Origin of the sequence: Solimonas fluminis, from assembly GCF_002930645.1 — a bacterium.
Taxonomy (GTDB): domain Bacteria; phylum Pseudomonadota; class Gammaproteobacteria; order Nevskiales; family Nevskiaceae; genus Solimonas_A; species Solimonas_A fluminis.
Window position 1 is genome coordinate 1 of the sequence record NZ_PSNW01000006.1, and the last position, 18,044, is coordinate 18,044.

The window sequence follows — 18,044 nt, forward strand, 5'->3', positions numbered from 1 at the left end:
GCTGCGCGCTGGACAAGAACTTCATCCTGCGCGGCGTGAAGTTCGAGTTCGACTCCGACCGCCTGACCGAGCCGGCCAAGCTGATCCTCAACGAAGTGGGCGAAACCCTGAAGGCCTACCCGAGCATCCGGGTCGACCTGGAAGGCCACACCGACTCCGTGGGCTCGGACAACTACAACCTGGGCCTGTCGGAGCGCCGTGCCAACGCGGTGAAGACCTACCTGGGCGGCCGCGGCATCCCGGCCAACCGGATGAACCCGGTGGGCTACGGCGAGACCCGCCCGATCGACAGCAACGACACCGAGGCCGGCCGCGAGGAGAACCGCCGCGTGGAGCTCAAGGTGCTCGAGTAAAGCAAATCTCCGCGTGGAGGGGCCCCGGCGCCAGAGCGCCGGGGATCCTGGCGAAGAGATCTGCGGTTTGATGGACCGAACCCCGCCCTGACCGGCGGGGTTTTTTCTTTGTCCGGCCCAGGCCTCGCTTGGAGATTCTTGTCGTTGTGCATTGACCGCCAAGTGCCACTTCCAGTCCCTCGTGAGGAACCGCTTTGCGGCGGCGAATCCAAACAGTTCCAGGAGCAGACCTTAAATTGCGCTCGCGCATCGCTTGCTTTCCGGGTGTTCAGCGCAACCCGATGACTAATGCGCGGATCGTCGCGCGCTTGAGTTTGTCAGGATCCCCCCAGGGAAATTCCGGCATCGCGATCAAGCTGACCGCGATGCCCTGCACACCGCATAACAGCACGTTCTGGATTTCCTCAGGGTCTCCGGCGCGCAGTTCGCCGCGCGACTGTGCTTCTGTAATGCCGCGACGAAGGACGGCCATACGCGGCAGCACTTGGGCGCTGTCGACGAAGTAGCGATCCTGCTCGCCTTGCAGTCGGTCCTCAATCATGAAGATCGCACGGAATTCATCAGGCCGCTGCAGCCAGAAATCGACGAAGGCCAAGCAGACCGCTTCCACACGATACTGCGTGCCACTGGTCGCGTAGGCACTTTCCAACTGCACCAGTAACTCGGAGAACAGTTCTTCCCAGATGCCGCGCAGCAGTTGGCGCTTGTTGGGGAACAGGGTGTAGAGCGCGGCCGGCGAGCATTGGGCGATCGCAGCGATCTTCCGCATGGACACGCCCTCATACCCTTCCTCCGCAAACAGCTTGCGGGCGGATTCCACGATCAGGCTGCGGCTGGCCGCGGCCTGCTGATCGCTGCGCGCGGGCCGGCCGCGCCTTGTTTTTGGTGTGCCGGTCTTCATTGTCTCTTGAATATAGTGAACGCGTTCATTATTATAAATCCAACAGTTTTACCGAAGATAAACGCATGGATCATCTGAATTCGACCTGGGATGTGATTGTAGTAGGTGCGGGTCTCGCAGGACTGAAGACCGCCATCGAACTCAGCGCTGCGGGTCGCAAGGTGTTGGTGCTGGAAGCCCGGGACCGCGTCGGCGGCCGTTCCAAGCCGGGTGAGATCTGTGGCCAGGTGATCGACCTGGGCGGCCAATGGGTGGGGCCGGGGCAGAAGTCGCTGCTGAAACAGGCCGAGGAGCTGGGCGTGAAGACTTATTCCCAGTACATCCGAGGCAAAGCCCTGATGCGGCTCGACGGCAAGCTGACGGAATCCAGAACCACCATCCCCAAGCTGCCCTTGTTCTCTTTGCTTGAGGTGGGACTGTTGGAGCAGCGCTGGAAGCGGGAATCCCGCACGCTCCCGACGGACGCGCCTTGGTCTGCGCCGCGCGCGAGGGAGTGGGACGCGCAGTCGGTGGAGAGCTGGATACTGAAGAACGTGCGCACGCACGCGGCGCGTGAACTGCTGCGCGCCATCACGCGGACATTGTTCTGCGCAGAGGCATCCCAAGTGTCCTATCTCTGCCTGCTGGAGTTCATGCGGCAGGCCCATGGTCTGGAGGTGGCCACCGGCGTCGAGGGCGGAGCGCAGCAGGACAAGTTCGTGGGCGGTGCTTGGCAGATTCCCCGGCGCATGGCGGAGCGCCTGTGTGGGAGCATCATCTTCGATTCTCCGGTGCAGGAGATCGAACAGCACGAGGATCATGTCCGCGTCACCACACCCGAGGCTCGCTACACGGCCAGGCGCTTGGTCATGACGGTTCCGCCCGCGCTGGCGGCGCAGGTCCACTATGCCAGGCCGTTGAGTACGCGTCGTCTCGGACTGTTGCAGCGGATGCCAATGGGTTCCGTGATCAAGATCCATGTCGCCTACGAGTCGCCGTTCTGGCGCAGGCGAGGATTGAGCGGCATGGCGTTCAGCAACGACCTTCATTTCAGCGCGGTCTTCGATCAATCACCACCCGACGAAAGCCTGGGCATCTTGGTGGGATTCATGGATGCCGCACATGCCGTGGAGATGAGCGCCCACGGGGAAGAAGCCAGGCGCACGCAGGCAGTGTCCGACCTGGTGAAGTACTTCGGCGCGGAAGCCGCACAGCCACTGGCATATGTGGACCAGGACTGGACGCAAGACCGCTGGAGCCTGGGCGGCTACGTCGCGCATATGCCACCGGGCGTGATGACCACGTACGGCAGCGCGCTGCGCGAGCCCTGTGGCCGCATTCACTGGGCGGGATCGGAAACGGCGAACGAGTGGGCGGGCTATCTGGATGGCGCCCTGCAATCGGGCATTCGCGCCTCCGGGGAAGTTCTGTTGGCGCAAGGGTAGTTCGCGGGGCTGCGCCTTTTCTACAAGGGTCTGCTTCGCGCATACACGACTGCCGTTAGAGGCGATGCCGAGCCTGAGCTGAATGTCTGCTACTCGGCGATCAGTCTTTGAATATCAACTTCCGCTTCGGGCTGATCTTCAATAACGTCAACCACGCCGTCCCCGCGCCCTTCACCCCAGCCCTCTCCCGGAGGGAGGGCGCCAGGACTCGCGGGTTTGTCCTGGGATGGGCGTATGGTCTTGCCTTGGGCTCCAGGCGGTCCGCTCCGGTGTGCCGCCAGCAGGCTACTTCTTCTCGCCCGGGAAGCGGATCGGCTCCTGCGGCAGGTTGTGCTGCACCGACTCCACCGTCAGGCTGAACTTCCGGCTGCCCTCGGTGCCGGTCACCCTGAAGGCCAGCAGGATGCCGTCCACTTCACGGTAGTCGCCGACATTGGAGATCACCGTCACGGGCGGCTTCTTCGGGTCTTCCTGCTGGCTGCCTTCCATCTGCCTGAGCAGGCCGGTGTCTGCATCGAAGCGCCAGACCTGGCGGTCGCCGATGTCGGAGATCATTTCCACCACGTGCAGCTTCACGCCGTCCACCTGGGTGTCCGGCAGCAGCCGGCGGGTGGGATACCACTGCGCGAAATGGCGGTACCAGTCGAGGCTGTGGCCGCGCAGCATGCGCGTGAGTTCCTTGCCCTGCACGACGGTGACCTTGCTGCCCCGGCGGGTCCAGCCGGTCTTGCCGTCGTAGCCGCTGCCGCCGCCCTGGCCGAGGATGGAGGCTTGTTCCTCGAAGCGGTTGGGGTGGAGGATGCGCGATGTCAGGCCGAGGCTCAGCCAGCCCAGCGAGATTTTCGACTCCATGACGCGCGACTGGATGCGTCCCAGCTTTTCATGGCCGCCGAGCGCTTCGATGTAGCGGTCCAGCACCTCGTCGGCATTCGCGGGCGGCGCGGCGCCTGCTGCCGTGGCGAGCAGCAGCAGGGCGAGGGTACAGGATCGCAGGAGGGCATTCATCGGTTGTCCGGAGGGTGGAATCCGGCCGCATCCTGAGGCAAGCCCGGCGCCCTGCACACCACCCCGCCTGGCGGGGGATCAGCCCGGGATGGCCGCGGCCGGCAACTGGCGCAGGCGGCGCTCGCGGAGGACCAGGAACAGGCCCAGGGCGAGGCTGACGAAGACCGTCACCGGCACGAAGAGCCAGGCCCGGCGCATTCCCAGCCGCCGCGATTCGGCGACGATCCAGATGCCGACGATGGCGTAGGTGAAGCTGAGGTCCGCGAGCGCGGAGGTGGTGGCCGGATTCACCAGGCACTGGCGGATCCAGTCGATCCAGCCGGGATCCGGCTGCTGCAGGTACTGCAGGTTGTAGTACCAGCCGATCACCGTGGCCGCGAGGGCCAGGAGTCCGTACAGCCATTCACGAATCGACATCGCAAGCCTCCTCCGCGCTTCTCCCCCGGAGTCCGGTCCCGCTGCCGCAGGGGCCTGCTCCGTCCGGTACCGAGCCTTGCACCCCCTGCGGCGGCCGGCCTCGCGCAAACGAGTGAGCCGGGCTTTTCCTCCATAATTGCCGCCCGACGAGGAGCCGATCCATTTCCGCTCGCAGCAACACATTCCTGGGCATTGCCTGCGGTATCGCGGCCGGCGCGCTGTGGGGCCTGGTGTTCGTGGCCCCCGAGGTGGCCAGCAGCTTCAGCCCGATGATGCTGGCGGCGGGCCGCTACCTGACCTACGGGTTGTTCGCCGTCGCGCTGATCCTGCCGGCCTGGCGCCGCCTCGCCGCCGGGCTGGCTCCGCGCGACTGGCTGACGCTGGCCTGGCTCAGCCTGCTCGGCAACACGCTCTACTACGTGCTGTTGGCCAACGCCGTCCAGCTCGGCGGGGTGGCGATGACCTCGCTGGTGATCGGCTTCCTGCCGGTGGCGGTGACGATCATCGGCAGCCGCGACCAGGGCGCGGTGCCGCTGCGCCGCCTGGCGCCGTCGCTGCTGCTCAGCGCGGCCGGCGTGCTCTGCATCGGCGCCGAGACGCTCGGCAAGGCCGGCGCGGAGTCCGGGGGAGGGCAGCGGTTGCTGGGTCTGCTCTGCGCCTTCGGGGCGCTGGCGTCCTGGACCAGCTTCGCGGTCGGCAACAGCCGCCAGCTCGCCCGGCTGGACCGCATCTCCTCGCATGACTGGAGCCTGCTGATCGGTGTGGTGACCGGCGTGCAGGGCCTGCTCCTGCTGCTGCCGGCCCTGCTGCTGGAGACAGGGGCCCACACGCAGGCCGACTGGCTGCGCTACGGCGCGGTCTGCGCCGGCCTCGCCCTGCTGTCCTCGATCGTCGGCAACGGCCTGTGGAACCAGGCGTCGCGGCTGCTGCCGCTGACGATGGTGGGCCAGATGATCCTGTTCGAGACCCTGTTCGCGCTGCTGTACGGCTTTCTCTGGGAACAGCGGGGGCCGACGCTGCTGGAGTCCCTGGCCGTCGGCCTGGTGCTGGCCTCGGTGCTGTCCTGCCTGGCCGCGCACCGGCCCAGCGCGCGGATCACGACGGCGATCACGGCGGGGCATGAGTAGCATGCAGATCGCACAGATTCGCGAACGGCTGCGACAGGCCGGCGCCGCGCCGATCCACGAGCGGCATGTGCTGCGCCAGTGGGTGCAGGGAGCGGCGCAGACCCGCAAGCGCAATCCAGAGGACTTCCTGCCGCGCAGCCTTCGCGAGGCGCTCCCGGCGCTGCAGGCCGACCTGGCCGCCCTGGCGGCGCTGCGCTCGGTCCACCCGAGCGAGGACGGTTCGGAACGCCTGCTGCTCGGGCTGCGCGACGGCCAAACCATCGAGAGCGTGCTGCTGCCCCGCGAGGGGCTGTGCGTGTCCACCCAGGTGGGCTGCGCGGTGGGTTGCGTCTTCTGCATGACCGGACGCACCGGGCTGATCCGCCAGATCGGCAGCGCCGAGATCGTGGCCCAGGTGGTGCTCGCGCGCCAGCGCCGGCCGGTCCGGAAGGTGGTGTTCATGGGCATGGGCGAGCCGGCGCACAACCTCGATGCGGTGCTGGAGGCGATCGAACTGCTCGGCACGGGCGGCGCGATCGGCCACAAGAACCTGGTGTTCTCCACGGTGGGCGATCCGCGCGTGTTCGAGCGCCTGCCGCGGGGACCGGTGAAGCCCGCGCTGGCGCTGTCGCTGCACACCACCGACGCGGCCCTGCGCGAACAGCTGCTGCCGCGCGCGCCGCGCATGGCGCCGCAGGAACTGGTGGCCCTGGGCGAGGATTACGCGCGCCGCACCGGCTACCCGATCCAGTACCAGTGGACCCTGCTCGACGGGATCAACGACAGCCCGGCGGAACTCGACGGCATCGTGCGCCTGCTGCGGGGCCGCTATGCCGTACTCAACCTGATTCCCTACAACGCGGTCGACGATCTGCCCTTCAGGCGCCCGAGCTGGGAGCGTGCCCGCGCGATCGCGCGCGACCTGCACGGGCGCGGCGTGTTGACCAAGCTGCGCCAGTCGGCTGGCCAGGATGTCGAGGGCGGCTGCGGGCAGCTGCGCGCGCGTGCCGCGCGCCTCAAGGCAGCGGCCACGCCGCCGCCGCGATCGTGACCGTCCTTCGATGGGTGTCGCCGGCCGCCATCGGATAGGCGCCGGACCCTCTTGAGGAGTTTCATGTCCTGCGGGCATCAGCCGCCGTGCCGGGAATGGTCCGCCGGCGGCGTGGCCGGCGCCGCCGCGGGTTCCGGGCGCGGCCCGTAGGGATCGCGCCGCGGCGGGTTGCCGAAATCCGGGTCGCTGGAAACGCGGCGCGCGATCCTGTCCGGCGGATTGCGGTACCAGCCTGGGTCCCGGTAGTCGCCCGGTGCCTGGTCGTCGCGCACCTTGAGCAGGGTGAACATGCCGCCCATCTCGATCGGGCCGTAGAGCCCTTGCCCGGCCATCATCGGCAACGTGTTCTCCGGGCCCTTGAGTCCCATGGCGACATGGGCGCCATGCTCGGCCATGCCGTGGCGGCCCATGGCGCCGTAGCCGGGCAATAGCTTGCGGATGTCGGCTTCGACGCCGCTCTGGTCGACGCCCACCGGGTTGGGGATGCCATGCCCCATCGGGCCCATGGTGTGATGGGCCATGTGGCAATGCAGGGCCCAGTCGCCGGGCTCGGTGGCGACGAATTCGAGATCGCGGATCTGGCCGACGCCGACGATCTCGGTGACCTCGCGGCGCCACTGGGAGCGAGGCCAGCGTCCGCCGTCCGAGCCGGTCACCCAGAAGGGATTGCTGTGCAGGTGGATCGGGTGGTTCCACATCGACAGGTTGGCCACGCGGATGCGGGCGCGTTCGCCGGTGCGCATCACCAGGTTCTCGATCGCCGGGAAGGTCTTGCTGTTGAACGTCCACAGGTCGAAGTCCTGCATCACGCTGGGATCGGGCCGGTAGGTGCCGGGGTGCAGCGCCCAGTTGTGCAGCAGGAAGCTGTAGTCACGGTCGATGGGCACGTCCTCGCCCGCCTGGGGATGGATGATGAACATGCCCATCATGCCGAAGGCCATCTGCGTCATCTCGTCGGCATGCGGGTGGTACATGTGCGAGCCGTGCTGCCTGAGGGTGAACTCGTAGACGTAGGTCTCGCCCGGCTGGATGTGCGGCTGGTTCAGGCCGCCGACGCCGTCGAAGCCGTTGGGCAGGTCGATGCCGTGCCAGTGCACGGTGGTGGGCTCGCCCAGGCGGTTGGTGACGAAGATGCGCACGCGGTCGCCCTCCACCGCCTCGAGGGTCGGGCCCGGCGTGGTGCCGTTGTAGCCCCAGCATTTCGCGCGGGAGCCAGGCGCGAATTCGTGCTCGATCTCCTCGGCCACGAGATGGAACTCCTTCACGCCGCCCTTGAGCGTGTAGGGCAGCGTCCAGCCGTTGAGCGTGCGCACCGGCAGGTAGCCCTGGGGATGGCGCTTGAGCGTGGCCGGCGCGGGCGCCGGCGCTGCGCGAGGCGGTGCGGCCGCGGCATGATCCATGCCCGCCATGTCGTGTCCTTCGTGCTGGGCGAGGGCCGGCGCGGCGGCCAGCAGGCCGGCGCCGCCGGCGCCCATCATCTGCAGCAGATCGCGTCGCGTGACCATCAGTGGCCTCCGTGTTCGGTGGAGGAGGGCTTGGCGCCGTCCGGCTTCCCGTGGCCCCTGCAGCGCTCGTGCAGGGCCTTCGTCACGGGGTCGTTCGGGTCCATCTCCGACAGGTCCATGCGCTTCATCGAGGCGCAGTCAGGCCCGGCCTTGGCCGCCGCCGCTTCCCTGGCGTGCTCTGCCGGATCGTGGGACCAGGCGCCCTGGGCGAAAAGCATGGCGGCGGCCGCGAGGGCGCTGCGGAGGCTCGTGTTCATCGTGTGACTCCAGTGCGTCTGACGCCGGGGGGCGTCGGGGGATAGGGTGTCAGTGGACATGCGGCGGCTCCTGGCCGGCGGAGGCCGGCGCGGCGTGATGCATGCCATGGCCGGAGTGCTCCGGAGCGCCGTGCTGCGAGTGGTCCATGCCGGGCATGGCGTGCCCGGAGTGGCCGGCGGGCTCGTCCCGGGGCCGTGTCAGCTCCGCCGGATCGAGCGTCGCCGCGGCGGGCTGGTCGCTGCTGGGCAGGCGGCGTCCCACGGCTTGCGTGAGCACGGCGCGGGCAACCCAGTAGTCCTGCACCGCTTCGAGATAGCCGGCGTAGGCCTCGTACTCCTGCTGCCTGGCGACCAGCAGCTCGAAGACGCCGACCAGCATGTAGTTGACCTCTTCCTGCATGCGGGCCACCACGGCCTCGCGCTGAGGGATCAGCTCGTCGCGGTAGCGTGCGGCGCGGCTCCTGGCCGACAGCAGCCGGGCATGGGCCAGCTTCACCTCGTTGCCGCTGTCGAGTACCGCGGCGTCGAGATCGGCCTCGGCCTGGGCCAGCGAGGCCCGCGCGGCGGCGACGCGTCCGCCGCCCCAGTTGAACAGCGGCAGTTCCAGCTCCAGCGTGGGTCCCACGTTGATGCTGCCGTCGAAGTCCTTCTCCCGTTCCACGCCCAGCTGGATGCCGTCGATCCAGCGCGTGCGGCGTTCCAGGCCGTAGCGCGCCGACAGGGACTCGGCGTTGCTGCGCGCGCTGGCCACGTCCAGGCGCGAGCCGGCCGCGAGCTGGAGCAGCGTGTCGAGCTCGTCCTCGTGATGCAGCGGCTCGGCCAGGCGTGCTTCCAGCGTCCAGCCGTCCTGGGCCGCGGGCAGGCCCATCAGGCGCTGCAGGCGGCTGCGGGCCTCGACCGCCTGGAGCCGGGCGGAGAGCGCATCGAGTCCGGCCTGGCTGGACGAAGCCTGCTCCAGGGCCAGCTCGCGCCGGTTGATGTTGCCGGCATCGAAGTAGCGCTGGCCCAGGCGGGCCGAGGCATCCGCCGCGCGGGCCACGGCCTCGCGCATCTGGGCGCGCTGCTCGGCGCCGATGGCCTGGTAGTACGCCGCCTCGACCTCGCCGGCCAGTTCCAGGGTCCTGTGGGCCAGGGACAGCTTGGCGCTCTCGAACTGCGCGCCGGCGAAGCGCGAGTTGGCCGGCAGGAACAGCAGGTTGACGAAGTTGATGGCGATGCCGAGCGTCAGTTGGGGATTGGCCGCCGCGGGATCGCCGGGCGAAATCCGCGCCGCGCTGAGCACGGGATTGGCCAGGCGCCCGGCGTCGTAGACCTGCGCGGCGGCAAAGCCGAGCCCGGCGGTGTCGCGGCGCAGGCCGGGGTTGTGGAGCAGCGCCAGCTGCACCGCGGTTTCCGCGGTGAGGGGGCGCTGCAGCGCCTGGCGAGTGAAGGCGGCCGCGTCGTCGCCGGCCGGCATCGGGCGGCCATGCGAACGCGCGAGATCGGCGACCTGCGAGCGCCCCCAGTCCGACGGGATGCTCGCACAGCCGCTCAGCAGCGCTGCGCACAGCGCCGGTACCAACAGAAATTTTCGGGGAACCACAAAGCCTCCCAGGAATCCATGAGCGAAGGGCCGCGGCGCTCGGGCCACGGCGGGGCCGCGGGCATGCGGGCAGGGTTCACCTGCGCCGCAGACGCGGCTTCGACTCAGGACATACTGGGCGGGCGGATCAGGTCGAGGATGTAGGCGCCGGAGGTGGCGGCGGGCGCCGGGAAGGCGCGCAGGCTTTCGGCAGGAGGAACGAGAGCGGACAGGGAAAGACCGGCGGCCATGCCGGGGCCGCTGCCGCTGCAGCCGATCATGGCGCAGTCACAGCCGCAGTCGCAGCCGGGTGCCGGGGCCGTGCCGGAGGCATCGTCCGCGGCCTGGGCCATGACGTGGCCGGCGTGCTCGCCCTGCTGCATGGCAGCGTGGTCGTGATGCATGCCGGCATGGCCGGCGGGCATCGCTTCGAGCGCCTGCGGCTGCTGCGGCCCCGCGGGATGCCGGCAGGACGAACCCACGACGCCGGCCATAGCCTGGAACGAGAACGTCCAGGCGAGCAGCAGGGCGAGCAGGGGCTTGAGCAGGGGCATATGCGTAGTTTCTTCCTTGCGCTTAGGCGCTGGCAAGGGGAGAAAGTTCACCAGCTGCACCCAGGAAAAAGGCTTGAGCCTGGAGCCGGCTCCGGGGTTATAGGAGCCTCGACGAGGGTATCGCTTGACCTTGCCATCATGGGAAGGTGGAGAGTATCCCCGTCCAATGCCGGACCCGAGACGGAGAAGCACCATGTACCAGTTCCATGTTCCCACGATGACCTGCGGCCACTGCGTGGCCCGCGTGACCCGGGCGGTGCAATCCGCCGACCCGCGTGCGCGGGTGCAGATCGACCTGGCCGGCAAGACGCTGAGCGTGGAGTCCACGGCTTCCGATGCGAGCCTGCGTCAGGCGCTGAGCGAGGCCGGCTACCCGGCGCGATGAAGCGCGGCGGGCGGGGCGCCTGCGGGACGCAATCCCCTGGCGCCTTGACCTTCCCATCATGGCAAGCCCCAGCCTGCAGTCCCTAGAGTGTCCCCATCCAGTCGAGATTCCCGATGAACAACCCTGCTGCAGCCGAACTCTGGCAGTTCCAGATCGAGGGCATGACCTGTGCCTCCTGCGTGTCCCGTGTCGAGAAGGCCCTGGCCAAGGTGCCGGGCGTGCGCGAGGCCACGGTCAACCTGGCGATGGAGAACGCCACCGTGAGCGTGGATCACGGTACCCGGCTCGAATCGCTGCAGGAAGCCGTCCGCGGGGCGGGATACGGCATCGTGGAAAGCACGGTGGAGCTTGCGATCGAGGGCATGACCTGTGCGTCCTGCGCCGGGCGGGTCGAGAAGGCGCTGCAGCAGGTGCCGGGCGTGCTGGAAGCCTCCGTCAACCTGGCGACCGAGCGCGCGACGGTGAGGGTCAGCGGTGAAGCGGCCGCGGCTGCGCTCGGCGCGGCGGTGGAGCGCGCGGGCTATGTCGCGCGCCCCGTCAGGGATTCCGCGCCGGCCGCGCAGGCGTCGCGCGGCCGGCCCGGCTGGGCGCCGGTCGCCGCCGCGGCACTGCTGTCGGCGCCCCTGCTGCTGCCCATGATCGGCATGCTGTCCGGCCATCACTGGATGCTGCCGGCCTGGCTGCAATGGGCCCTGGCGACGCCGGTGCAGTTCCTGCTTGGCGCGCGCTTCTATCGCGCTGCCTGGAAGGCGCTCAGGGCCGGCGTCGGCAACATGGACCTGCTGGTGGCGATCGGGACCAGCGCGGCCTATGGCCTGTCGGTGTACCAGGTATTGATGGGGCGGCCGGCCGAAACGCTCTACTTCGAGGCCTCGGCGGTGGTGATCACGCTGGTGCTGCTCGGCAAGTGGCTGGAAGCCCGGGCCAAGCGGCAGACCACGGAGGCGATCCGCGCCCTGCAGGCGCTGCGCCCGGAGACCGCGCGCGTGCGCCGCAACGGCGAGGACCGCGAGGTGCCGCTCGCCCAGGTGAAGATCGGTGACCTGGTCGTGATCCGTCCCGGTGAACGCATCCCGGTGGATTCGAAGCTGCTGGAAGGCCGCAGCCATGTCGACGAGTCGCTGATCACCGGCGAGAGCATGCCGGTGGCCAAGGAGCCGCAGAGCCGCCTGACGGGCGGATCGGTCAACGGCGAGGGGCTGATGGTGGCCGAAACCGTCGCCGTGGGGGCCGAGTCCACCCTGTCGCGTGTCATCCGCATGGTGGAGTCGGCACAGGCCCGCAAGGCGCCGATCCAGAAACTGGTGGATCGCGTCAGCGCGGTCTTCGTGCCGGTGGTGCTGGCGATTGCCGCGGCGACCTTGCTGGGCTGGGGCCTGGCCGCGGGCGACTGGGAGGCGGCGATCCTGCATGCCGTGGCGGTACTGGTGATCGCCTGTCCCTGCGCGTTGGGCCTGGCGACGCCGACGGCCATCATGTCCGGCACTGGCGTGGCGGCGCGGTTCGGCATCCTCATCAAGGACGCCGAGGCACTGGAGCAGGGGCACCGGGTGGATACCGTGGTCTTCGACAAGACCGGGACCCTGACCGCCGGCCAGCCCGAGCTCGTTGCGCTGGAAGCCCTGGAAGGGGAGGAGGCGGACAGCCTGTCGGTTGCGGCGGCCCTGCAGTCCGGCAGCGAGCATCCGCTGGCGCGCGCCGTCATTGCGGCGGCGGAGCAGCGCCACCTGGCTCCCGCTACGGTCAGCGGGTTCCGCGCCTTGCCGGGGCGGGGACTGGAGGGGGTCGTGGGCGGGCGCAGGCTGGTGCTGGGCAGCACGCGGCTGATGATCGAGCTGGGCCTGCAGGAATCGCAGTTGCAGGAGCGCAGCGCGGCCTTGCAGGCCCAGGGCCGAACCATCTCCTGGGTCGCCGACATCTCCGCAGCGCCGCGGCTGCTGGCGCTGCTGGCCTTTGGCGATTCCCTGAAGCCGACGGCGCGGTCCGCGGTGGAAGTGCTGCAACGACAGGGCGTGCGCACGGTCCTGCTGACCGGCGACAACTGGGGCAGCGCGCGGTCGGTGGGCCAGCAGCTGGGCCTTGACCAGGTCCGCGCCGAGGTCCTGCCGGCGGCCAAGGCGCATGAAGTGCAACTGCTGAAGGAGCAGGGCCGCCGCGTCGCCATGGTGGGCGACGGCATCAACGATGCACCCGCGCTGGCGACGGCCGACGTCGGCATCGCCATGGCCACCGGTACCGACGTGGCGATGCACACCGCCGGCATCACGCTGATGCGGGGTGATCCGGCCCTGGTGCCGGCCGCCATCGACATCTCGCGCCGCACCTACGCCAAGATCCGCCAGAACCTGTTCTGGGCCTTCCTGTACAACGTGGCGGGCATCCCGCTGGCGGCGCTGGGTCTGCTGAGCCCGATGGTGGCCGGTGCGGCCATGGCCCTGAGCAGCGTGAGCGTCGTCACCAACGCGCTGACGCTGTCCCGGTGGCGCCCTGTGGAACAGTTGAAAGGAGGAGACCCGGATGCCCCGCGCTAAGCCAAGCCTGGAGAACGCCGAAGCCCGCAGCAGCGGCTACCACAACATCGGCCAGGCCGCGGAGGCGACCGGCGTGACGGCCAAGATGATCCGGCACTACGAGTCGCTCGGCCTGCTGAGCCGCGTGGAGCGCACGCTGTCCAACTACCGCATCTACACCGAACGCGACCTGCACATCCTGCGCTTCATCCGGCGCGGCCGCGGCCTGGGCTTCTCGATGAAGGAGATCGAGGCCCTGCTGGGCCTGTGGCAGAACAGCCGGCGGCGCAGCGCCGAGGTGCGCCGCCTGGCCGCGCAGCACGTGGAGGAACTGGATGCGCGGATCGCGGAAATGCAGGGCATGCGCGACACCCTGGTGCACCTGATCGACGCCTGCCACGGCGATCACCGGCCGGATTGTCCGATCCTGGAGGATCTCGGCGGGCCGCGGTAGCGGGGGATAGGGCACCGGAAACAAAAAACCCAGCAATTACGCTGGGTTACGGATACCCTGGACATCTTGGGATCGGGATTTGGTGGTGATGAGTGGAATCGAACCACCGACCTCAGCATTATGAGTGCCGCGCTCTAACCGTCTGAGCTACATCACCGGGGGCGCGCATTGTAAGTGGTTGGAAACCCCACGTAAATGCCAAACCGGGGCCAGCCCGCCAAGGCCGGCCCCGGTGGACCTCAGGCCGTCAGCAGGCGCTCGCCGAACTCGTCGCGCAGCTTGTTCTTCTGCACCTTGCCGGTGGCGCCCAGGGGCAGGGCGTCGACGAAGACCACGTCGTCCGGCGTCCACCACTTGGCGATCTTGCCCTCGTAGAACTTCAGCATCTCGTCGCGGCTCACTTCCGCGCCGGGCTTCTTCACCACGACCAGCAGCGGGCGCTCGTCCCATTTGGCGTGCTTGGCCGCGATCACGGCGGCCATGGCCACCGCCGGATGCGCCATGGCGATGTTCTCCAGGTCGATGGAGCCGATCCACTCGCCGCCGGACTTGATCACGTCCTTGCTGCGGTCGGTGATGGTCAGGTAGCCGTCGGAATCCAGCGTGCCGCGGTCGCCGGTGGGGAACCAGCCGCCCTGCAGCGGGCTCTTGTCGCCCTTGTAGTACTGGTCCACGATCCAGTAGCCGCGCACCAGCAGGTCGCCGGAGGTCTGGCCGTCGCGCGGCAGTTCCTTGCCGTCCTCGTCCACGATCTTCAGGTCCACGCCGAAGGGCGGCCGGCCCTGCTTGAGCTCGACCTTGAACTGCTCTTCCTTCGACAGTTCCAGGTGACGGTTCTTCATCGTGCAGACCGTGCCCAGCGGCGACATTTCCGTCATGCCCCAGGCATGGATCAGCTTGATGCCGTAGTCGCGCTCGAAGGCCTCCATCAGCGCCGGCGGGCAGGCCGAGCCGCCCACCACCATGCGCTTCACCGTCGAGAGCTTCTTGCCGGTCTGCTTGAGGTGCTGCAGGGCGCCGAGCCACACGGTGGGCACGCCGGCGCTGAAGGTCACCTTCTCGTTCTCGAACAGTTCGCAGATGCTGGCGCCGTCCAGCGCCGCGCCGGGGAACACCAGCTTGGCGCCGATCATCGCGCCGACATAGGTCAGCGCCCAGGCGTTGACGTGGAACATCGGCACCACCGGCAGGATCACGTCGCGTGCCGAAAGGTTCATCACGTCGGGCAGCGGCACCGCGAAGGTGTGCAGCAGGGTGGAGCGGTGCGAGTACAGCACGCCCTTGGGGTTGCCCGTGGTGCCGGAGGTGTAGCAGAGGCAGGCGGCGGCGCGCTCGTCGAACTCGGGCCACACGTAGCGGTCATCCTCGGCGCCGATCAGGTCCTCGTAGGACAGCGGCTTGACGTTCTTCATCTCCGGCAGGTGCGCGCGGTCGGTCAGCGCCACCCAGGTCTTCACGGTCTTGCACTTGGCGGCCACCGCGTCCACCAGCGGCGCGAAGGTGATGTCGAAGAACAGCACCTGGTCCTCGGCATGGTCGGCGATCCAGGCGACCTGCTCGGGGAACAGGCGCGGATTGATGGTGTGCATCACCGCGCCGGTGCCGGAGATGGCGTAGTACAGCTCCAGGTGGCGGTAGCCGTTCCAGGCCAGCGTGGCCACGCGGTCGCCCTGGCGGACGCCGAGCCGTTCCAGTGCCTTGGCGGCCTGGCGCGCGCGGCGCGCCGCCTCGACCCAGGTGTAGCGATGGATGGGGCCCTCGACCGTGCGCGAGACGATCTCGGTGTCGCCATGGAAACGCTCGGCGTGCAGCAGCAGCGACGAGATCAGCAGGGGGCGGTCCATCATCTGGCCCATGAGCACGGACGACATCGTATTCTCCTCAAACGTGACAAAAGACGGGTGGCTGAGCCCCGCGTCTGGGCGCGGGTATTGCTGAAATCCTTGCCGGTTTTGACGCAAAGGGCAATAGACGGATGCCTGGAAACGAAAAAGGCCCGCTTGCGCGGGCCCTTTTTCCTACACGTTGACCGGTTCAGACATTGAAGCGGAAGTGCATCACGTCGCCTTCGTTCACGATGTACTCTTTTCCTTCCAGGCGCCATTTGCCGGCTTCCTTGGCTCCGGCCTCCCCTTTGTACTGGATGTAGTCGCCGTAGCCGATCACCTCGGCGCGGATGAAGCCCTTCTCGAAGTCGGTGTGGATCACGCCGGCGGCCTGCGGCGCGGTGGCGCCCAGCTTCACGGTCCAGGCGCGCACTTCCTGCACGCCGGCGGTGAAGTAGGTCTGCAGGCCCAGCAGGTGGTAGGCGCCGCGGATCACGCGGTCCAGGCCGGCTTCCTCCAGGCCCAGGTCGGCGAGGAAGGCGAGCTTGTCGGCGTCGTCCAGCTGCGCGATCTCGGCCTCGATCGCGGCGCAGACCGGCACCACCTCGGAGCCCTCGGCGGCGGCGTATTCCTTCACGCGCTTGAGGTAATCGTTTCCATTCTGCAGGCCGGCCTCGTCGACGTTGGCGATGTACAGCGCCGGCTTGGCGGTGATGAAGGAGAACTCGCGCAGCTGCACCTTCTCTTCCGGCTCCAGCGCCAGCGAGCGCACCGGCTTGCCGTCGTTCAGGTGGGCCTGCACGCGCTTGAGCAGGTCGTGCTTGGCCACTGCTTCCTTGATGCCGGCCTTGGCGGTCTTGGCGATGCGCTCCACCGCCTTGGTGACGCTGTCGAGGTCCGCCAGCGCCAGCTCGGTGTTGATGATCTCGATGTCGCGGATCGGATCGGGCTTGCCGGCCACGTGGATCACGTCGTCGTTGTCGAAGCAGCGCGTGACGTGGGCGATGGCGTCGGTCTCGCGGATGTGGCCGAGGAACTGGTTGCCCAGGCCCTCACCCTTGGAGGCGCCCGCGACCAGGCCGGCGATGTCCACGAACTCCACCGTGGTGGGCACGACGCGCTGCGGCTTGACGATGACGGACAGCGCGTCGAGGCGCTTGTCCGGCACCGGAACGATGCCGACGTTGGGGTCGATGGTGCAGAACGGGTAGTTCTCCGCCGCGATCCCCGCCTTGGTCAGCGCGTTGAACAGGGTGGACTTGCCGACGTTGGGGAGACCGACGATGCCGCACTTGATGCCCATGGTGTCCTTTGCTTCGCTTATTTCGTTGCGGTGTGGAGCTGGGTCAGCGCCCGCTCCCAACCCTTGGTGAACCAGGTCTCGATCGCGTCCGCGGCGAGGCTGATCCCGTTGAGGATGGCATCCTCGTCCGCCTTGGAGGCGCGGTTGAGGACGTAGTTGTGCACCAGGCTCTTGTCGCCCGGATGACCGATGCCGACGCGCAGGCGCTGGTAGCCCTCGCCGAACACCTTGTGCAGGTCGCGCAGCCCGTTGTGGCCGCCATGGCCGCCGCCGGACTTGAGCTTCATCGTGCCCACCGGCAGGTCCAGTTCGTCATGCGCGGCGAGGATGTCGGCCGGCTGCAGCTTGTAGAACTGCGCCAGCGCCTGGGCCGCCTGGCCGCTGCGGTTCATGTAGGTGGACGGCTTGAGCAGCAGCGTGTCCTGCCCGGCGATCTTCACGCGCGCCAGTTCGCCGTGGAACTTCGACTCCACCCGGAACGTACCGCCATGGCGGCGCGCCAGTTCGTCGACGAACCAGAAGCCGGCGTTGTGGCGCGTGCGCGCGTAGTCCGGCCCGGGATTGCCGAGACCGACGATGGCGCGAAGGGCGGGAGAGGACATGGCGGTTCAACAAAAAACCCGTCCGGCCAAAGCGGACGGACGGGTCTGTTCAGTCCAGACGGCCTTACTTCTTTTTCGGGGCAGCAGCCTTCGGAGCGGCGGCGGCGGCCTTGGCATCCGGAGCCTTCTGGTTCGCAGCCGGGACTTCGGCGGCGGCAGGGGCGGCGGCGACCTCTTCTTCCTTGGCGGCGCGCGGCAGATGGATCACGACCACGCTCTGGTCGTTGCCATGCTTCAGCTCGGCCAGGGAGACGCCTTCCGGCAGCTTGATCTGCGACAGGTGCACCACGTCGTTCAGTTCCAGGCCCGAGAGGTCGATCTCCAGGAACTCCGGCAGGTCCTTCGGCAGGCACTCGACATCCACCTGGTTGAGGTGATGCTCGACGATGCCGCCGCCGATCTTCACGCCCGGGGCCACGTCGGCGCCCTTGAAGTGCAGCGGCACGGCGCGACGCAGGATCTGGTCGGCCAGGATGCGCTGGAAGTCGATGTGGATCAGGGTCTCGTCGACCGGGTGACGCTGGAGGGCCTTGAGCACCACCTGCTGCGACTGGCCGTCGAGCGTCAGGGTCAGGATGTGCGAGTAGAAGGCTTCAACCTTCAGGCTCTTCCACATCTCGTTGTGCGAGACGGCGATGCTCTGGGCCTTGTCCTTGCCACCATAGAGGACGGCGGGAACCTTGCCCTCGCGACGGAGGCGGCGGCTCGCACCTTTGCCTTCGTCCGCGCGGGTTTCGGCGATGACGGTAAAGTTCTGTTTCATGGAAATCTCTCGAAAAATCAATGGGCTTCCGCCCGCGACCAGACGGAAGGGCGCAAATTGTACTGGA

General features: G+C 68.2%; 18 protein-coding genes and 1 tRNA gene. 7 read left to right on the forward strand and 12 right to left on the reverse strand.

Translation table 11 applies throughout. The annotated features are described in order from the left end of the window. A partial coding sequence (locus C3942_RS11665) for an OmpA family protein (protein WP_133164290.1) occupies positions 1-353 on the forward strand: 353 nt, incomplete at its 5' end. Positions 354-621: 268 nt separating this feature from the next. On the opposite strand, the gene C3942_RS11670 is transcribed toward C3942_RS11665, so the two are convergent. Further along, positions 622-1,254, reverse strand: a complete 633-nt coding sequence (locus tag C3942_RS11670; protein WP_104230527.1) for a TetR/AcrR family transcriptional regulator — start codon at positions 1,252-1,254, stop codon at positions 622-624. Positions 1,255-1,319: 65 nt separating this feature from the next. Here C3942_RS11670 and C3942_RS11675 point away from each other — a divergent pair, with 65 nt between their 5' ends. Beyond that, positions 1,320-2,678, forward strand: a complete 1,359-nt coding sequence (locus C3942_RS11675; protein ID WP_104230528.1) for a flavin monoamine oxidase family protein — start codon at positions 1,320-1,322, stop codon at positions 2,676-2,678. Positions 2,679-2,963: 285 nt separating this feature from the next. On the opposite strand, the gene C3942_RS11680 is transcribed toward C3942_RS11675, so the two are convergent. Continuing rightward, positions 2,964-3,683: a hypothetical protein gene (locus tag C3942_RS11680; RefSeq protein ID WP_104230529.1), complete on the reverse strand. Its 720-nt coding sequence runs from the start codon at positions 3,681-3,683 to the stop codon at positions 2,964-2,966. A 78-nt stretch (positions 3,684-3,761) separates the two neighbouring features. Further along, positions 3,762-4,100, reverse strand: coding sequence for a DUF2834 domain-containing protein (locus tag C3942_RS22295; RefSeq protein WP_165797425.1), 339 nt, complete (start codon positions 4,098-4,100; stop codon positions 3,762-3,764). 161 nt (positions 4,101-4,261) lie between these two features. Between C3942_RS22295 and C3942_RS11690 the strand changes: the two genes are divergently transcribed. Further along, positions 4,262-5,227, forward strand: a complete 966-nt coding sequence (locus C3942_RS11690) for a DMT family transporter (RefSeq protein WP_436286240.1) — start codon at positions 4,262-4,264, stop codon at positions 5,225-5,227. A gap of 1 nt (position 5,228) precedes the next feature. Continuing rightward, a complete protein-coding gene (locus C3942_RS11695; protein WP_104230532.1) occupies positions 5,229-6,257 on the forward strand; it encodes an RNA methyltransferase in 1,029 nt (342 codons plus the stop codon). Between the two features lie 77 nt (positions 6,258-6,334). Here the strand turns inward: C3942_RS11695 and C3942_RS11700 are convergent, their stop codons facing one another. The 4 genes from C3942_RS11700 to C3942_RS11715 all read right to left on the reverse strand — a co-directional run bounded on the left by C3942_RS11700 (position 6,335) and on the right by C3942_RS11715 (position 10,134). Further along, positions 6,335-7,657: a multicopper oxidase family protein gene (locus tag C3942_RS11700; RefSeq protein ID WP_366516616.1), complete on the reverse strand. Its 1,323-nt coding sequence runs from the start codon at positions 7,655-7,657 to the stop codon at positions 6,335-6,337. A 104-nt stretch (positions 7,658-7,761) separates the two neighbouring features. Beyond that, the gene (locus C3942_RS11705; RefSeq protein ID WP_133164291.1) at positions 7,762-8,019 is read right to left on the reverse strand and encodes a hypothetical protein; all 258 of its coding nucleotides are present in this window, start codon (positions 8,017-8,019) and stop codon (positions 7,762-7,764) included. 49 nt (positions 8,020-8,068) lie between these two features. Further along, positions 8,069-9,580, reverse strand: coding sequence for a TolC family protein (locus tag C3942_RS11710; protein ID WP_243393587.1), 1,512 nt, complete (start codon positions 9,578-9,580; stop codon positions 8,069-8,071). Between the two features lie 125 nt (positions 9,581-9,705). Further along, the gene (locus C3942_RS11715; protein ID WP_104230534.1) at positions 9,706-10,134 is read right to left on the reverse strand and encodes a hypothetical protein; all 429 of its coding nucleotides are present in this window, start codon (positions 10,132-10,134) and stop codon (positions 9,706-9,708) included. A gap of 193 nt (positions 10,135-10,327) precedes the next feature. Here C3942_RS11715 and C3942_RS11720 point away from each other — a divergent pair, with 193 nt between their 5' ends. From C3942_RS11720 to cueR, 3 genes are all read left to right on the forward strand, one after another. After that, on the forward strand, positions 10,328-10,519 hold the full coding sequence (locus tag C3942_RS11720) for a heavy-metal-associated domain-containing protein (protein WP_104230535.1): 192 nt from the start codon (positions 10,328-10,330) through the stop codon (positions 10,517-10,519). A 113-nt stretch (positions 10,520-10,632) separates the two neighbouring features. Further along, positions 10,633-13,050, forward strand: coding sequence for a heavy metal translocating P-type ATPase (locus C3942_RS11725; RefSeq protein WP_104230536.1), 2,418 nt, complete (start codon positions 10,633-10,635; stop codon positions 13,048-13,050). Then, positions 13,037-13,483, forward strand: coding sequence for a Cu(I)-responsive transcriptional regulator (cueR, locus tag C3942_RS11730; protein ID WP_104230537.1), 447 nt, complete (start codon positions 13,037-13,039; stop codon positions 13,481-13,483). The genes C3942_RS11725 and cueR overlap by 14 nt, the downstream gene beginning before the upstream one ends. Positions 13,484-13,563: 80 nt before the next feature. Here the strand turns inward: cueR and C3942_RS11735 are convergent. From C3942_RS11735 to C3942_RS11755, 5 genes are all read right to left on the reverse strand, one after another. Continuing rightward, positions 13,564-13,640 (reverse strand) — tRNA-Met (locus tag C3942_RS11735). Between the two features lie 82 nt (positions 13,641-13,722). Then, a complete protein-coding gene (locus C3942_RS11740) occupies positions 13,723-15,354 on the reverse strand; it encodes a 3-(methylthio)propionyl-CoA ligase (RefSeq protein WP_104230538.1) in 1,632 nt (543 codons plus the stop codon). A 163-nt stretch (positions 15,355-15,517) separates the two neighbouring features. Beyond that, complete coding sequence (ychF, locus tag C3942_RS11745) at positions 15,518-16,612, reverse strand: redox-regulated ATPase YchF (RefSeq protein ID WP_104230539.1); 1,095 nt, start codon at positions 16,610-16,612, stop codon at positions 15,518-15,520. Positions 16,613-16,629: 17 nt separating this feature from the next. Beyond that, a complete protein-coding gene (gene pth, locus C3942_RS11750; protein WP_104230540.1) occupies positions 16,630-17,214 on the reverse strand; it encodes an aminoacyl-tRNA hydrolase in 585 nt (194 codons plus the stop codon). Between the two features lie 64 nt (positions 17,215-17,278). Continuing rightward, positions 17,279-17,977, reverse strand: a complete 699-nt coding sequence (locus C3942_RS11755; RefSeq protein ID WP_104230541.1) for a 50S ribosomal protein L25/general stress protein Ctc — start codon at positions 17,975-17,977, stop codon at positions 17,279-17,281. Between the last annotated feature and the right edge of the window lie 67 nt (positions 17,978-18,044).

What these genes read in the sequence shown, in the direction of transcription:
- C3942_RS11715 (WP_104230534.1), bottom strand. Translation starts at nt 10,134, where the DNA reads ATGCCCCTGCTCAAGCCCCTGCTCGCCCTGCTGCTCGCCTGGACGTTC.
- C3942_RS11680 (WP_104230529.1), bottom strand. Translation starts at nt 3,683, where the DNA reads ATGAATGCCCTCCTGCGATCCTGTACCCTCGCCCTGCTGCTGCTCGCC.
- C3942_RS11725 (WP_104230536.1), top strand. Translation starts at nt 10,633, where the DNA reads ATGAACAACCCTGCTGCAGCCGAACTCTGGCAGTTCCAGATCGAGGGC.
- C3942_RS11675 (WP_104230528.1), top strand. Translation starts at nt 1,320, where the DNA reads ATGGATCATCTGAATTCGACCTGGGATGTGATTGTAGTAGGTGCGGGT.
- pth (WP_104230540.1), bottom strand. Translation starts at nt 17,214, where the DNA reads ATGTCCTCTCCCGCCCTTCGCGCCATCGTCGGTCTCGGCAATCCCGGG.
- C3942_RS11700 (WP_366516616.1), bottom strand. Translation starts at nt 7,657, where the DNA reads ATGGATCATGCCGCGGCCGCACCGCCTCGCGCAGCGCCGGCGCCCGCG.
- C3942_RS22295 (WP_165797425.1), bottom strand. Translation starts at nt 4,100, where the DNA reads ATGTCGATTCGTGAATGGCTGTACGGACTCCTGGCCCTCGCGGCCACG.
- C3942_RS11740 (WP_104230538.1), bottom strand. Translation starts at nt 15,354, where the DNA reads ATGTCGTCCGTGCTCATGGGCCAGATGATGGACCGCCCCCTGCTGATC.
- ychF (WP_104230539.1), bottom strand. Translation starts at nt 16,612, where the DNA reads ATGGGCATCAAGTGCGGCATCGTCGGTCTCCCCAACGTCGGCAAGTCC.
- C3942_RS11695 (WP_104230532.1), top strand. Translation starts at nt 5,229, where the DNA reads ATGCAGATCGCACAGATTCGCGAACGGCTGCGACAGGCCGGCGCCGCG.
- C3942_RS11705 (WP_133164291.1), bottom strand. Translation starts at nt 8,019, where the DNA reads ATGAACACGAGCCTCCGCAGCGCCCTCGCGGCCGCCGCCATGCTTTTC.
- C3942_RS11755 (WP_104230541.1), bottom strand. Translation starts at nt 17,977, where the DNA reads ATGAAACAGAACTTTACCGTCATCGCCGAAACCCGCGCGGACGAAGGC.
- C3942_RS11670 (WP_104230527.1), bottom strand. Translation starts at nt 1,254, where the DNA reads ATGAAGACCGGCACACCAAAAACAAGGCGCGGCCGGCCCGCGCGCAGC.
- C3942_RS11720 (WP_104230535.1), top strand. Translation starts at nt 10,328, where the DNA reads ATGTACCAGTTCCATGTTCCCACGATGACCTGCGGCCACTGCGTGGCC.
- cueR (WP_104230537.1), top strand. Translation starts at nt 13,037, where the DNA reads ATGCCCCGCGCTAAGCCAAGCCTGGAGAACGCCGAAGCCCGCAGCAGC.